The 14,581-nt window shown below is 58.2% G+C and carries 10 protein-coding genes and 1 rRNA gene; 7 read left to right on the top strand and 4 right to left on the bottom strand.

Annotated features, from left to right (window positions below; translation table 11 throughout):
* The first annotated feature begins 105 nt into the window (after positions 1-105).
* Together H3T88_RS08245 and H3T88_RS08240 are read left to right on the top strand one after the other, a co-directional pair.
* Positions 106-732 carry a DUF3566 domain-containing protein gene (locus tag H3T88_RS08245; RefSeq protein WP_198204253.1) on the top strand — a complete coding sequence of 209 codons (627 nt, stop codon included), beginning with the start codon at positions 106-108 and terminating at the stop codon, positions 730-732.
* Positions 733-790: 58 nt separating this feature from the next.
* Positions 791-1,906, top strand: a complete 1,116-nt coding sequence (locus tag H3T88_RS08240; protein WP_198204252.1) for a VanZ family protein — start codon at positions 791-793, stop codon at positions 1,904-1,906.
* Here the strand turns inward: H3T88_RS08240 and H3T88_RS08235 are convergent.
* Positions 1,852-2,805, bottom strand: coding sequence for a DMT family transporter (locus tag H3T88_RS08235; RefSeq protein ID WP_198204251.1), 954 nt, complete (start codon positions 2,803-2,805; stop codon positions 1,852-1,854). The two genes, H3T88_RS08240 and H3T88_RS08235, sit on opposite strands and share 55 nt — an antisense overlap.
* A 196-nt stretch (positions 2,806-3,001) precedes the next feature.
* Here H3T88_RS08235 and H3T88_RS08230 point away from each other — a divergent pair, with 196 nt between their 5' ends.
* Both H3T88_RS08230 and H3T88_RS08225 read left to right on the top strand, forming a co-directional pair.
* Positions 3,002-3,712, top strand: a complete 711-nt coding sequence (locus tag H3T88_RS08230; protein WP_015021056.1) for a LytR/AlgR family response regulator transcription factor — start codon at positions 3,002-3,004, stop codon at positions 3,710-3,712.
* On the top strand, positions 3,709-5,076 hold the full coding sequence (locus H3T88_RS08225; protein ID WP_198204250.1) for a sensor histidine kinase: 1,368 nt from the start codon (positions 3,709-3,711) through the stop codon (positions 5,074-5,076). Before H3T88_RS08230 ends, H3T88_RS08225 begins: the two co-directional genes overlap by 4 nt.
* Here the strand turns inward: H3T88_RS08225 and H3T88_RS08220 are convergent.
* From H3T88_RS08220 to H3T88_RS08210, 3 genes are all read right to left on the bottom strand, one after another.
* On the bottom strand, positions 5,040-6,089 hold the full coding sequence (locus tag H3T88_RS08220; protein WP_198204249.1) for a glycosyltransferase family 2 protein: 1,050 nt from the start codon (positions 6,087-6,089) through the stop codon (positions 5,040-5,042). The genes H3T88_RS08225 and H3T88_RS08220 overlap by 37 nt on opposite strands.
* 171 nt (positions 6,090-6,260) lie before the next feature.
* Entirely contained in the window at positions 6,261-6,932 is a 672-nt protein-coding gene (locus tag H3T88_RS08215; RefSeq protein ID WP_198204248.1) for a hypothetical protein, read from the bottom strand.
* Entirely contained in the window at positions 6,925-9,354 is a 2,430-nt protein-coding gene (locus H3T88_RS08210) for a glycoside hydrolase family 3 C-terminal domain-containing protein (RefSeq protein ID WP_198204247.1), read from the bottom strand. The genes H3T88_RS08215 and H3T88_RS08210 overlap by 8 nt, the downstream gene beginning before the upstream one ends.
* 421 nt (positions 9,355-9,775) lie before the next feature.
* Between H3T88_RS08210 and H3T88_RS08205 the strand changes: the two genes are divergently transcribed.
* The 3 genes from H3T88_RS08205 to H3T88_RS08195 form a co-directional block, all read left to right on the top strand.
* The gene (locus tag H3T88_RS08205) at positions 9,776-12,853 is read left to right on the top strand and encodes a glycoside hydrolase family 3 N-terminal domain-containing protein (protein WP_198204246.1); all 3,078 of its coding nucleotides are present in this window, start codon (positions 9,776-9,778) and stop codon (positions 12,851-12,853) included.
* Between the two features lie 221 nt (positions 12,854-13,074).
* On the top strand, positions 13,075-13,971 hold the full coding sequence (locus tag H3T88_RS08200) for an alpha/beta fold hydrolase (protein ID WP_198204245.1): 897 nt from the start codon (positions 13,075-13,077) through the stop codon (positions 13,969-13,971).
* Between the two features lie 528 nt (positions 13,972-14,499).
* Positions 14,500-14,581, top strand: a 16S ribosomal RNA gene (locus tag H3T88_RS08195); the annotation flags it as partial.

The following is a 14,581-nucleotide window of genomic DNA, read 5'->3' as shown; positions in this document are numbered from 1 at the left end:
GTTTGGTCCGCTACCAGTCTGACAAGACTGGTAGCCTCGTAAGAAGTCATGCAGGCCCAGCGGCAGTATGCGCGGGCCATTGAACGCAAGGATCAAGGAGTGCCGATGAGCCAGGATGATCAGGAGCAGGTCAAGGCCGGCAAGCAGGGTGCTGGTAAGCCCCAAAAGGGAAAGACCAAGGCTGATGAATCCGCACGGGGTGAGTCCCGTCGATCTTCATCGGTCACTCCCCCGACTCCTGCAGCCGGCAGGACGGCATCTGGACGTCCCGCAAGAACCGCAGCTTCTGCTGCCGGTCCGGTCAAGGTATCCTCGTCCCGTCCTGTTCGGCCTGCGGCTTCGGCTTCGACGGCGCGTCCTCATGTTCCTCGGGCCCGGCGTATGCAACTGTCCCTGACCCGATTGGAGCCCTGGTCGGTGGCCAAGGTCACCTTCCTGCTGGCCATCGCCGGGGGCATCATTCAGGTGGTGGCTGCTGCCCTGCTCTGGTTCCTGCTCAACGCCATGGGGCTCTTTGACAACCTGACCCAGGTCATCTCCAAGACGGGCCTGGACGCGGGCGGCTTCGACCTGGGCCAGGTGCTGAGCCTGGGGACGGTTCTGAGTTCGGTGACCATCTTCTCCATTTTCGAGATTGTCATAGTAGTGGTTATGGTCACTATTTTCGCCTTCCTATACAACCTGGTCAGTTCCCTGGTAGGCGGCATCCACGTGACCTTGGGCGATGACTGAGCTCTTCGTCGGCACGGTCAATCGGTCGATAGACCCGAGAGCGATTTAGACTGGATTCGTGCTCTCGACATACTTGGACTACTTCAGCGGCTCCTTTGGCATATCTCTGGTTTTTTGGCCGCTGGCCTCGCTGATTCTGACCCTGCCCATTCTTGCCCTGATCTACAACCGCTATCACCGGCTCCGGCTGACAGCAGCCATGGCGGCCTACCTGACCGTCTTATACTTGCTGGCCCTGGTCTTCTTCACCCTCTGGCCCATGCCCGACGACCGTGCCGCCTTCTGCGCCACCCATCATCTGAGCCCCCAGCTCGACCCCTTGCAGTTCCTGACCGATCTGAGCACAGGCGGTCGGATGGCCATGCTGCAGATCCTGCTCAATGTAGTCTTCTTCCTGCCCCTGGGCTTCATTATGGGGCGGGTCTTCCGCTGGCGCTTCATCCTGGCTCTGCCGGTCGCCCTCCTGGTCTCCCTCTTCATCGAAACGGCCCAGCTGACCGGGGTCTTCGGCATCGTGGGCTGCGCCTACCGTCTCTTTGACGTGGACGATCTGATTTGGAATACTTCTGGCGCCATAATCGGCTACCTGGTGGCCATGGCGGCCAACAAACTCGTCCCCACCCGTCAGGCTGACGCCGCCCAGCTGGTCACCAACCCCGGGTTCATACACCGTGCCGTCTCGCTGGCTTTGGATCTGCTCCTGGCCACCATCCTGTCCATGTCCCTGGGGATGGGCGTGACCTATGCGGTCCATCGCCTGGGTACCTACCAGCTGGATGGCCACTACCGCTTTGGCGGGTTGCTAATCGCCCCATCCGCTCTGGATGTGTTTGGAACTGTGGTGAATCTGGTCATGCTGCTGATCTTCGAACTGCTCATCCCCCTGCCCCGTCGGGGACGGACGCTGGGTGCCACCTTCACCCACATGACCGTCGAGACCAAGCAGCGGCATGGCTGGTCCCGCTTCCTCTTCTATCTGTTCCGGACCGCAGTCATCCTGGCAGTCTTCGGCCCCTGGACCGGCAACGTTCAGATTGCAACGCGCATCCTGGCCCTGCTCCTGCTGGTCTTCTATCTGATCAAGCGGCAGATGCCCTATGACCTCTTGCCTGGGACAGCCTACCGGGAGGAGGACACGGGTGCAGAGGAATCCTCCGACGACCGGTGGGGGTGAAGCCTGACCTCGGACAGGATGATGGCGGCGAAGATGATGGCGAATCCCAACAGATGGGTGGCCGTCAGCTCCTCGTGCAGGACCAGGACCGAGACCAGCATGCCGAACAGGCTCTCCGAGCACAGGATCAGCGAACCCTGGGCGGCTGGAACCCTGGAAAAGGCGATGTTCTGGAAGTTCTGAGCCATCAGGGTCGAGATCAGCGTCAGATAAATCATGGAGCCCAGGGTCGAAGGCGTGAAGTCGGCCGCACTGGGCAAGGGATCGAAGATCAGCGCGCAGACCAGGAAGAGGATGCCGCCGAAAAGCAGCTCCAGGTAGGTCAGGGTGGGGGCATCGAACTCCTTGGTCAGGAAGCCGGTGATTACCAGGTTGACCCCGTAGAGCAGGGCGCCGGCCAGGGTCAGCAGGTCACCGGTGCTCAGAGCCAGCCCCTGTCCCCCGCCGTGGGCTGGCAGTGAGATCAGAGACACACCCAGGATGCAGATGGCGGCCGCGATGAAGTGGCGCAGGGCCGGCCGTCGACGTGCCATGATCCAGACCAGGAAGGGCACAAAGATGCAGTAGGTGGCCGTCAGGAATGAGTTGCGGCCTGGGGCGATGGTGGTCAGTCCCATCAGCTGCAGGCTGAAAGCCGCCCAGTAGCTGACCCCCAGAATCAGACCCGGTACCAGGGTGTGTATGGCTCCGGTTCTGCGCAGCCGTGGCAGCAAAAAGGGCGTCATGATGACGATGGCACACAGGATGCGAATGCCCATCAGCCAACGCACAGTCAGGGTCTCCATGGCAACCTTTTCGAAGGTGTATCCGGCTCCCCAGGCGGCGGCGGCCATCAGCAGCATCAGACGGGCCAGCCAGGTGGAGGGTTTCCAGGACGAAGGGGGTGCGAAGGTAGACATGTTTCGACTCTAATCTTGCCCGTCCACAAGTGAGAATTGATTTGCAAGACAAAAGCGAGTAGTCCAAACCAGGCTTGTCCTGGTTCGGCTTCGGGCAAGCAGGGTCTGCCATGCCGGACATCTCCGATATCATGGAAGAATGGTGATAACGGCGGCCATAGGTCCTTGGCCGACGGGGTAAGGAGTGTGCGCCAGGATGATCAGAATCGCAGTGGTGGATGACGATTCCATCAGCTGTCGGACCATGGTCAATTACCTAAGCCGCTATCGCAAGGAGCGTCAGGAGGAACTGACGGTCAGCGTCTTCACCGATGGCAAGGCCTTTGCAGATGGGTATCGGCCTGTTTACGACATCCTCCTTCTGGACATTCAGATGACCCCCATGGACGGGATTGAAGTGGCCCGCAGGGTACGCGCCCGTGATGAGTCGGTGGTCATCGTCTTCATCACCTCCGCCCCCCAGTACGCCATCAATGGCTATGAGGTGGGCGCTCTCTCCTACCTGCTCAAGCCCCTGCCCTGGTTCGCCTTCTCCCAGGAGCTGGACCGGTCCATCGCCCAGGTGCGCGGCCGCGTGGACCTGTCCATTCTGATTACCGAGGGCGCCCGATCCACCAGAATTCCCCTCAAGGACATTGTCTTCATCGAATCCGTCCGCCACAGCAGCGTCATCCATACCTTGGATTCCTCGCTGACCACCAACAGTACGTTGAAGAGTCTTGAGGGCCAGCTGGACCAGCGGGGATTCTTCCGCTCCAACTCCTGCTACCTGGTCAACCTGGCCCACGTGACGGGCATGGAGGACCAGGACTGCATTATGTCCACCGGTCAGCGGCTGCGGGTCAGCAGGCCCCGCAAGAAGTCCTTTATGACGGCTCTTACCGCCTACGTGGCAGGTCGGCCATGACCACCACCCACATCCTCAATGCCCTGCCTGACATCCCCCGGCTCTATACGGCCATCAGCGAGTGGCTGGGTTGCCTTGTCTACCTGTTGGCCATCGGGCCGAGAATCTCCCGCCTGCGGATGGCAGCGGTCCTCCTGCCTGGTCTGGCTGTGCTGATCGTGGTTCAATACTGGGCTGGCACCCTGCCTATCGCCTTCTGGATCATCAGTATGTGCCTGGCTGTGGCCTGCATGTATGCCATCATCATGCTGGCTTCAGGGTTGGGTGCGCTGGATGGGGCCTATCTGCTGGCCCGTGCCTTCGTCCTGGCTGAGCTGGTCGCTTCCCTGCACTGGCAGCTGGACTCCTTCATGCGGCCTTCCAGCCACAGCCTGTACGGCCCGGCCTCCCTGATCCTGCTGGTCCTGATCTATGGCGGTGTCGGGCTGTTGGCCTGGGTGGCGGAGCGGCGAAACTTCGCCGATGCCCAGCCTTCCGTGCCTGGACGCAGCGTCTTTATTGCCGCGGTCATCGCAGTGGTCACCTTCGCCATGTCCAACCTGAGCTTCGTGTCAACCAATACCCCCTTCTCCGGTCGGGTCGGACTGGAGGTCTTCTACATCCGCACCTTGGTGGATCTGTGCGGGTTCGCCATGCTCTACGCCCAGCAGGAACAGCTGCGGGAGAGCCATACCAGCGCCGAACTGGCCTCCATCAATGCCCGCTCATACAGCCAGCATCGCGAGTACATGCGTTCCAAGGAGAATCTGGAGGCCATGGGCAGGCTTGCCCACGACCTCAAGCATCAGATCGCCGCCCTGCGCTCGCAGATGGACCCCGAGCGCAAGTCCCAGGACTTCGAGGAGCTGGAGGCTGCGGTCGGACGGTACGGGTCGCAGCAGCACACTGGTAACCCCATCCTGGACGTGGTCATGTCCACCAAGGAGCGCATCTGTTCGGAAGAGGGAATCACTTTGACCATGGTGGCCGACGGTTCGCTTTTGGAGGGGATGGCCCCCATGGATGTCTCCACCCTCTTTGGCAACGCCTTGGACAATGCCATCGAGGCCTTGAGAAAGGTCAAGGAGCCTGACCGCCGCCTGATCAAGGTAGCCTTATATGCTCGAGGACAATTCGTGGTGATTCGCATCGAAAACTACTTCACCTCGCCCCTGAATTGGAAGGGCAATGGCGAGCTGGCCACCACCAAGACCAGGACTGACGATGGCCTGCATGGGTATGGTGTCAAGTCCATCCGGCACATAGCCCACCGCTACCAGGGGGAGATGACCCTGCGCACCGAGCATCATTGGTTCAGCCTCTGCGTGCTCCTGCCCAGGAAGGGCGATCAGTTGAAGCCCATGGCGGCTTCGGCGGCCTTGTAACCCAGACGAATGGCCAGGCGGCCCGGCCTGCCCGGCATGTTGATCATCCGGCAGAGCAGGGTGGAGCGGACGTCGGAGGCGATGACGGGGGAGCGGTGCTTCAGCCTGTTCCAGAGCATGTCCTTGTTCCTGTAGTTGCTGGGATTGCGGGAGAGGATCAGGAAGACCGAGGTCACCACACAGTTGATGGACAGATAGTGGATCATATAACGATAGAGTCCACGGGGAACCATCCCCGGTTCAGGTGTGGAATCCGCCATGAGCCCGTTGACCAGCAGCAGTTGTGAAACCCGGGCGATCATGATCGAGGTCTGTACCGACTGGCCTTGGCGACCGGTGTGATAGCGGTAGAAATTCGTATCCAGGTAGAGCAGGGTATGCACCCAGGGCAGGGGCTGATAAGAGTAGATGAAGTCCACGTAGTAGGTGTGCTCGGGCAGGCGTGTGTGGGCCTGGCGGAGCACCTCGGTGCGCAGGATCAGGGCATGCATGATCATGTACTGGGCCAGTCCGAACCGCCGTAGGTGGTTCCAGTCCAGTACCCGCCCCGGATCCATGACGCTGCGGAAGTTGATGACCCGCTTGTGCTTGCGGCCCTCCTTTTCATAGACGTAGTTGGTGACCACCATGTCCACTGGATTCGTACGTCGCGATTGGTCACGCAGCTGGTCCAGGACCAGACTCAGGGAGGTCGGGTCCACCCAGTCGTCGGCATCGACCACCTTGACGTAGCGGCCCCGGGCGGCTGCCAGGCCGGTGTTGACCGCGCCGCCGTGACCTTTGTTGGTCTGGCTGATCAGACGGACGGTGTGCGGATGGCGTGCCTGGTATGACTGCACCACCTGCGCTGTGGCATCGGTGGATCCGTCATCGACCACGATGACCTCCAGATCGTCACACTCCCTGCTCAGGAGGGAATCCAGGCAGGTCGGCAGATGCTTTGCCATGTTATAGGCGGGGACGATGAAAGTGAGAACGGGCGGGCTCGTGGAGGCCGGTCGGTCAGCTGTCATGAACGATCACTTCGCAAAAGAATGGGTCAGCGGGTATGTCGGCGGGGTTGCCGTAATCCCGCCGGCGGCCGTTGCGACCACTGTACATGATGGGTTTGAGGAAAAGGCCCCGTCCCTCTGGCCGCCGATGCATGCCAGTTCATTGGCAGCCGGGGGAGTGGGGCCGGAATTTTACTGGGCGCTCGCCTGAGATTCGGTGGGCTCCTGACGGAAGATGACCTTGAAGATGGGGAAGAAGACCCAGAAGGAGATGGCCGAGTTGATGATCATGGTGACCAGGTCAGCAATGGTGGTCCCCAGGCTACCCCAGTTCAGGGTGTGCTGGAAGAAGCCGTAGATGGGGTCCTTGTACCAGCCCTGCAACGCTGCTGCGATGATGGTGATGATCACATAGGCCACCAGGTACCAGAAGGCCGCCTTCCAGACCGAGGAGTTGGACTTGAAGGTGATGTTGCGCTGGAGGAAGAAATTGATGATCTGGGCAATCAGCAGGGTGATCTCCACCGCGAGGAAGTAGGCCAGGCCGCCCCCGCCGCCCTGGCCGATGGATCCGGCAGCATAGTCGAACAGGTAGTAGGGCTTGCCGCCGACGGTACCCATGCGCCAGATCTGGAAGTTGGTGCCCACCAGGGAGGTGCCGTTGAAGATGGCCTTGAGCACCGGCATGAGCACCAGCTGCAGGACGGTGACCCCGTTGGACAGGATGAAGAAGACGATGAACTGGGCCAGGGTGGTGTGCCGGTCGCTGAACCGTCGCCACCAGCGGACGATCGCCCACTGTGAGGTCGTCGTTGCCTTCCCCTGAGTCGGCTGTCCGGCCTGCTGGCTGTGCTGATCACTCATGATTGAGCTCCTTTCCGGTCCGGCGGTTGGCGGACATGTTCCTGAAGAATCCGGCGATGAATCCGCCCAGCCCCCGCCATAGGTGGCCATTGGGAATGCGCACGACGGCCTCGACCATGGCCGTGTCGATCAGTCCGTTGGTCATCTTGGCCATGGCCCTTGGGGGCATGTTGAGCAGGAAGAGGGTGTTCAGGTCGGGGTTGCCGGTCTTGGCTTCGTGGCGGCTCTCGCTCTTGGACAGGAAGTTGGCCACGAACCGGGCAAGGGCGCTTCTGGAGTCCTTCCAGGATGAGAGCGGATCGTTGACGCCGAAGGTGGTGACTGAACCCTGTCGGGCTACCGCGTGACCGAAGAGCGCTGTCACAGCGGAATCGTCGAGCTCCTTGACCCGGCCGTCCAGGTAGGCGCCCAGGGCAGGGTCGGGATTCTGCGGATCGACGGTTCCTTGGACGGTCAGATGCCCGCTCAACTCCATGTTGCGGGCGTTCGACCCGATCATGATGGTCCAGTCGCCGGACTCGACCTGCCAGGAGCTGCTGGCTGTGTCGAAGTGCCGGAAGGTCGTCTGATCGAAGTCGATACGGACCTGGGTTGACTGGCCGGCCTCCAGGCTGACCTTCTTGAAGCCCTTCAGCTCCCGGACCGGTCTGAGCACGCCGCCCTTGGGCGCCTGGACATAGAGCTGGGGAACTGTGGCTCCCTGCTTGTCCGAGTCGTTGGTCAGGGTGAAGGTGGCTCCCTTGTCGTCCACGGCCAGATCGGCGTAGGTGAAGTGTGCGTAAGACAGGCCGTATCCGAAGGGGAAGCGTTCCTCCACGTCGGCGGTCAGGTAGTAGCGGTAGCCGACGAAGGGGCCCTCCCGGTAGATCGATTCGTGAGCAGGGTCGGGGTACCAGTCGGCGCTAGGGCAGTCGGCATAGGACTTGGGCCAGGTTTCCGCCAGGTGGCCTGAGGGGTTGACCCGGCCCGTCAGGATGTTCAGGGTGGCTGATGCCCCAGCCTGCCCGGACAATCCTATGTAGAGAACGGCATCGCACTGGTCGATCCAGTCGGTGGTGACGGGGGAGCCCGCCACCAGGACGACCACCAGGGGCTTGTCCGCCGCACCAAGGGCCTTGATCAGGTCGGCCTGGTTGCTGGGAATGTCCATGTGGGAGCGGTCCAGGCCCTCGGATTCGCTGCGTTCATCCAGGCCCACGCAGGCGACAATCACGTCAGCCTGGCTAGCCGCAGCCACTGCCTGGTCGATTAAAGACTGGTTCTTCTCGCCATGGCGTTCGTATCCCTGGCTGTAGGAGGCCAGCTCCAGGCCGTCGCCCTTGCCCTGTCTGAGCAGGTCCAGCATGCTCTCCTGCTTGGCTGCGTTGACCTTTGATGATCCGGATCCTTGGAACCTGGCGGTTTTGGCCATATCCCCGACCAGGGCGATCCTGGTGCCGGCAGCCAGTGGCAGGCGTCCCTCCCGGTTGACCAGCAGGACGGCTGATCCCTCGGCGATGCGCCGTGCCACCTGATGGTGGTCCCGTATCTGATCCGCGGTCAGGTTTCCATCAGGATCCATATCCGAGTGGTAGGTCAGCTTGGCCAGCCGTGCCACCTCTTCGGCCCGGGCATTCAGGTCGGCTTCGGCCAGGCGGCCCTCCTGCACGGCCTTGGCTATCTGGCGGACGGAGTCGTATCCGGCCTGGGGCATTTCCAGGGAGGAACCATTGGCGGCTGCGGCGACTGCACTGTTGGAGCCACCCCAATCCGAGACCACCATTCCTTGGAAGCCCCACTCCTTGCGCAGGATGTCCTTGAGCAGGTGTGGATTCTCATTGGCATAGGTGCCGTTGACCATGTTGTATGAGGTCATGATGGCCCAGGGGTGGGCCTGGCGCACGGCGATCTCGAATCCGGTCAGATAGAGCTCGCGCATGGTGCGCTCGTCCACCACGGAGTCGGATGCCTGGCGGCGCAGCTCCTGACTGTTCATGGCGAAGTGCTTGGGGGTGGCGGCCACGCCCTGGGACTGGATGCCTTCAATCAGGCCTGCAGCCATACGACCGGCCACCTGGGGGTCTTCGGAATAGTATTCAAAATTTCTGCCGCACAGGGGGTTGCGCTTGATGTTCATGCCAGGACCCAGAACCATGTTGACGCCCAGACTTCTGGCTTCGCTGCCCAGCGCCTGGCCCATGGTCTTGGCCAGCTCCGGGTCCCATGAGCAGGCCACGGTGCCGGCTGTGGGGAAGCAGGTGGCCGGCTTGGACTTGCCCATGCCCAGGTTGTCCCCTGATCCGGTCTGGCGGCGCAGGCCGTGCGGGCCGTCGCTCAGGACCATGCTCGGGATGCCCGCCCTCTTCAAGGCTCGGGTCGCCCAGGTGGATTTTCCGGAGAGCAGCGATGCCCGTTCCAGAACTGTCAGATCCTTGACTTCCATAGTGTTCCTTCTCCAAACAACTTCCGCCGGAACGCTGCAATTTCAATCTTGCTCTGTTTGGATATGAATATCGTCAGTCGTATTCCGGTTGTGGCAACGATGATTTCGCATCAATCGTTTTGCCATATTCCGCTGTTCATTATTCAGCGAAGACTAGTGATACTGAGAAAAAACTCCATAAATTGTCATTTTCCTGGCATGAATGGTTGAAAAGCTGAGTAGCAATCATGAATATTCGCTGCGCTTGTTGTGGCGTTGATAAGGAATTCCGACAATTTAAGTGGGAGAAAGAACAATTCAGTCATTTTATGGACCATCGGATTCTGTAATTTTTTATCATTCATTTGAATTGACGATCGGAATACCCGGTTCTCGGAGGTGATGCAGGGATTACCACGTCAATGCCAGAGAAAGGAATTCAATGAAGAAGGCAAAAGTAGTGAGGATAATCAAAACGATCGTCTCCATTATATTCGCTGTGGCACTCATCGTTGGTTTGATGCTTGCAAACCCCCAGCTAAAAACCAACAAAATTCTGTCAAACATCATGAACTACAACAGGCAGAGTATCGATAATTCCCAAATCAAGGATAAAAATCTCGACCTGAATTATTACAAAGCCGATTACAATGTCGATACCATCAAAGCTGCCGAAAACAGGCTGGCTTCGAACATCGCTGAACAAGGTACAGTTCTGCTGAAAAATCAGGACGAGGCCCTGCCCCTCAAGTCAGGTGCCCATTTGAGTCTTTTCAGCGCCAATAGCGTGAAGGCAGACGGTGCCAACATGCTGACTAAGTCCAAGGGTGTTACTGCCAAAGAAGTACTTGAGCAGGAAGGGTTCAAGGTAAATGATAAACTTTGGCAGTTCTATAGCAAGGATGCTGGCAAGAAATACGGCTTGGCCGCAGGATCCGTTAACTTTGGCGATGGCGAAGACTTTCGCATCAACGAGGCTTCTATCGATGTCCTCATGCGGGAGCCGGGATTGCTGGATTCTGTTAAGGGTACAGTGCCGGTCTATCTACTGAGCCGTGTAGCTGGCGAAGGCCGTGATATGCCTCGCTCGATGTATAACCATGCAAGTTCGGACCAAGACAAGCGCAGGACTTACCTAGAGCCAGACTCCAACGAGCTTTCTGTTTTAAACTATCTGAACCAGAATTTTGACAATGTTGTCCTAGTCATCAAGTCCAATGCGGCGTTGGACCTGGGCTGGCTTGATCAATTCCCTCACATCAGATCGGTAGTCTACTCAGAGAACATCACCCGCCAACTGGCAGGCGTTCTTTCTGGCCGACTGAATCCATCAGGCAGAACGGTCGACACTTTCGCACGGCATGCGCTCGACTCCCCTGCTGCGCACAATTTCGGAGATTACCAGTATTACAACAAGCAGGGCAAGCCTACGAAGTACAACTATCTGACCTATGCGGAAGGCATTTACGTTGGCTATCGCTACTATGAAACACGCTATGAGGACAAGGTCCTCGGTCAAGGGAATGCAGGTGACTTCGACCATGCCCGTGAAGTCATCTATCCCTTTGGTTACGGTCTGAGCTACACCACCTTTGACTGGCGAGACTTTCACATCAACCAGGAGGGTGATCGGTTCGTGGCTTCTCTGGTGGTCGAGAATACCGGTAATCGTCCAGGACGTGACGTGGTTGAACTTTATGCACAGAGTCCCTATACCGAATATGACAAAGCCAACGGCGTGGAAAAGTCTGCAGTCGACCTTGTCGGATATGCAAAGACCCCGCAGCTGCAGCCTGGAGCCCATACAAGCGTGAAGATCACTTTCGACCGAAGCCAACTTAAAGCCTATGATGCTAAAACGGCGAAGACTTTTATATTTGACGCAGGCGAATACCGCTTCACTGCGGCCCATGATGCTCATGATGCAGTTAACAACATCCTGGCCCAGAAAGGCCGCACCATTAATAATGGCATGACAGCTCCCGGCAATCCTTCGCTAGTTGCCTCGTATACTCCGACCAACGCTCAGGTGGATGTCACGACCTTCTCCAAAGATGCCAAGACGGGTAAAAAAATCACGAATCTATTCGATTTTGCCCGGGCTGACACCACTTATCTGAGCCGTGCCGATTGGACAGGAACTTTCCCCAAGCATGATGGCGTTCCGTCCGACCAGATCAGCACTTGGGGCGGTGAGATTAACGGTGAGAAAGACGGTCATCCCAAGGCTTACACGTGGAAGAAGACCGCTGATGATAGTTTGATCGCCAAGCTGGATGGTCATGACTCAGGCACACCAGTTGCACGACGGTCCATACACACCCGTCCGGTTTTCGGCAAGGACAACAAGCGCAGTCTGATTGAGATGCGCGGCCTTCCATATGAGAGCAAGGAGTGGGATGCCTTGCTTGATCAGATGACCGAGGATGACTACTGGAAAGTCACTATTGACGCTGGCTACGGTTTGGACTTCATCAAGTCAGTCGGAAAGCCTTATACCATGGATGCTGACGCCGCCAACGGCTTATTCTATGGCGGGACCGGCAAGACCTTCCCCAATGTAATGATGCTGGCCCAGTCCTTCAATCATGATTTGGCTGAGCAGTTCGGCAAAATGATTGGCAACGAGGCCCTGCTGGGTGGTGCCAGTGGATGGTACGCCCCATCAATGGACATCCACCGTACACCTTTCAGCGGCCGTAACGGCGAGTACTATTCAGAGGATCCATTCCTGTCAGGTAGTACCGCTTCAGCGGAAGTTAGCGGAGCCGCATCCAAGGGCGTCTACACCTATATCAAGCACTTTGCGCTCAATGATCAGGAGGATCATCGCGGGGATCGACCGGGCAACTTCAGCGTGGCCACTTGGGCCAACGAGCAGTCCATCCGGCAGATTTACCTGCCGCCCTTCGAGGCCTGTATCAAGGCACCGGAACTTCCCATGAAGTACGTGAAAAAGCTGCCCGATGGTTCATATAAACAGGCTATTGCCAAAGTTCCCGCAGCTATGGGGGTCATGAGTTCCTTTAACCGCATCGGAGCAACCTGGACCGGTGGATCCTACCAGTTGATGACGAAGCTCCTGAGGCAAGAGTGGGGCTTCAACGGATTGGTTATCACGGACAATGCCAACACCGGTGTGTTTATGAGTCCCTATCAGATGATTGAGGCTGGTGCGGATGCAAAGCTACTGAATGTGGATAAGGATCCGACTGGTGAGAAGTTGGACTTCAAGGATCCTGCCACCTACCAGTACGCGCGCCAGGCAGCTCACCACATGTTCTATGCCGTGGCCAACTCCAAAGCCATGAATGGGGCTATGCCAGGTAGCCGATTCCGCTACTTCAACGTCATGAACGTGGTTCGGTACAGCCTTAATGTAGCTGTCGCTGTCATCATCCTGCTGTTGGCTTGGTTCACTTTCCGCAGGCATAGCAAAACAGTGATCGTCCGCAAAGAGGCCAAACGGGCCGCCAGGAGACTAAATCGCCAGGCAAAGAAGTCAGACAAAGCCATCTGACCGGGGGTACGGCTGGGCATTCAGAGTCTCGGCACTAACGCCTAGCCGTCTCCCTAAATAGCCGTATTGCGCGGAGTGTCATCGTCGCTCTGTTCCTCGGTTATCTGCCCTCGCATCGAATTTCATGCGCTGTGCGTGACAAGCGGCCATGGCGTCGGTAGGCTATGAACAGTGGGGATGGGAATAATCAGATGTCATCCCGTTCAGAAGGGTCATCAAAGGTGTCCACACATTCTCGGCTCTACGCCGTGCATATCAACGGTGCCCGCATGGTCTTCTCCATGAACCCAGCATCGCCGGAGGCCCCCATAGTGCTCTATCTGCATGGGGGTCCAGGCGATGCCTGCATTCCCCTGACCATGCGTTACAATTCGGCCTTGGAGCGCGATTTCCGCTTCATCAACCTGGACCAGCGGGGTAGTGGGCTGTCCTACCATCCCTTTGCCCCTGACGAGGTGGTGACCATCAATTCGATGGTCGAAGATGTTCACCAGTTCGTGCTGAAGCTGCTTCGAGCCTACGGAGAGGATTCCGTGATTCTCATCGGTCATTCCTGGGGCAGCGTCCTAGGTTTGGAGATGGTGAAGCGGTATCCCTCACTGGTCCGTTGCTACATCGGCCTCGGGCAGGTCGTCAGCATGCGCGCTGCTCTTCGTTTAAGACGGCGTTGGGGGCAGCAGAGTTTGGGTCCCCGGCTCGGTTCGCTCGTCAGCAGGGAGAACGGAGCCGCCGACATAGTGCTGATGATTAATGAGCTGCTGTCTCGTGGCGGGGCTGCCATGCTGTTCGGATCTCTGGGGCGGATCATGACCTACCTGCGCTCGCCCTACTACAACTGGTCGTGTCTGCTCAACCATGCCAAGGGGGTGGCTCAATCCCGCGCTCGCTTGAATGCAGAGCTGGAGCAGGTCGATTTCAGTGGGCAGACCTCTTTCGAGGCGCCGGTATATTTCATCAGCGGCAAGTATGACCGTCATCTGCCAGGCAGTCTGGTTGAGCGGTTCGCAGATGGGTTGAAGAGCCCGCATCGGTTTATTCGCTTTGATCGGTCCGGGCACTGCCCACAGTGGGATGAGCCAGAACGGTTCGCGGCAACGGTTAAATCCCTCTGCCTGTAGCGCTCTATTGATAAGCAGGGGCTGCCTTGCTGCTAGTGCCCATCCGCATGGTGGAAATACATGCTGCGCGCGACGAAATCTACTAATATTAATCATTGAAGATATTGGTTTGAGCCTCGCTGAAGAGTGCACGGGGCTCCTGGATAGGCGAAGGTCGATGAAGCGGGGACTATGTCGATGAAAATCGACACGCCGTAGAATCCCCGGAATCATTGGGTTCCTTCGATATTTTTCTATGCCAATTTGCGGGATAACCCAACTTCGTGTAAGTTTACATCTTGCTGCCCGGCAGTGATGAGAACTCTTCGGAGGGCTTGGAGCTGTTGGTGTGGTGGTGGTTTGAGAACTCAAGAGCGTGTTTGTGCTACTTATAGCTTTTTGATTGCCAGTCCGATGCCCGCCCGGCTGTTGTCGGGTACGTGGGAGCGTTGTGAGGGGTGTCGGGGTTTTTCGTGGGTTGGTTTCCTCCTTATGGAAGCCGGCCCGTCAATTATTGATGTGGGCTGTTTCGGCCTTCTTCATGGTTTTTTTGTGGAGGGTTTGATTCTGGCTCAGGATGAACGCTGGCGGCGTGCTTAACACATGCAAGTCGAACGGGATCCGGGCAGCT

The organism is Bifidobacterium sp. W8110 (genome assembly GCF_016101375.1).
GTDB classification, from domain to species: domain Bacteria; phylum Actinomycetota; class Actinomycetes; order Actinomycetales; family Bifidobacteriaceae; genus Bombiscardovia; species Bombiscardovia asteroides.
The sequence above is the reverse complement of the archived record's forward strand: the minus strand, read 5'-3'. Positions and strand labels throughout refer to the sequence as shown.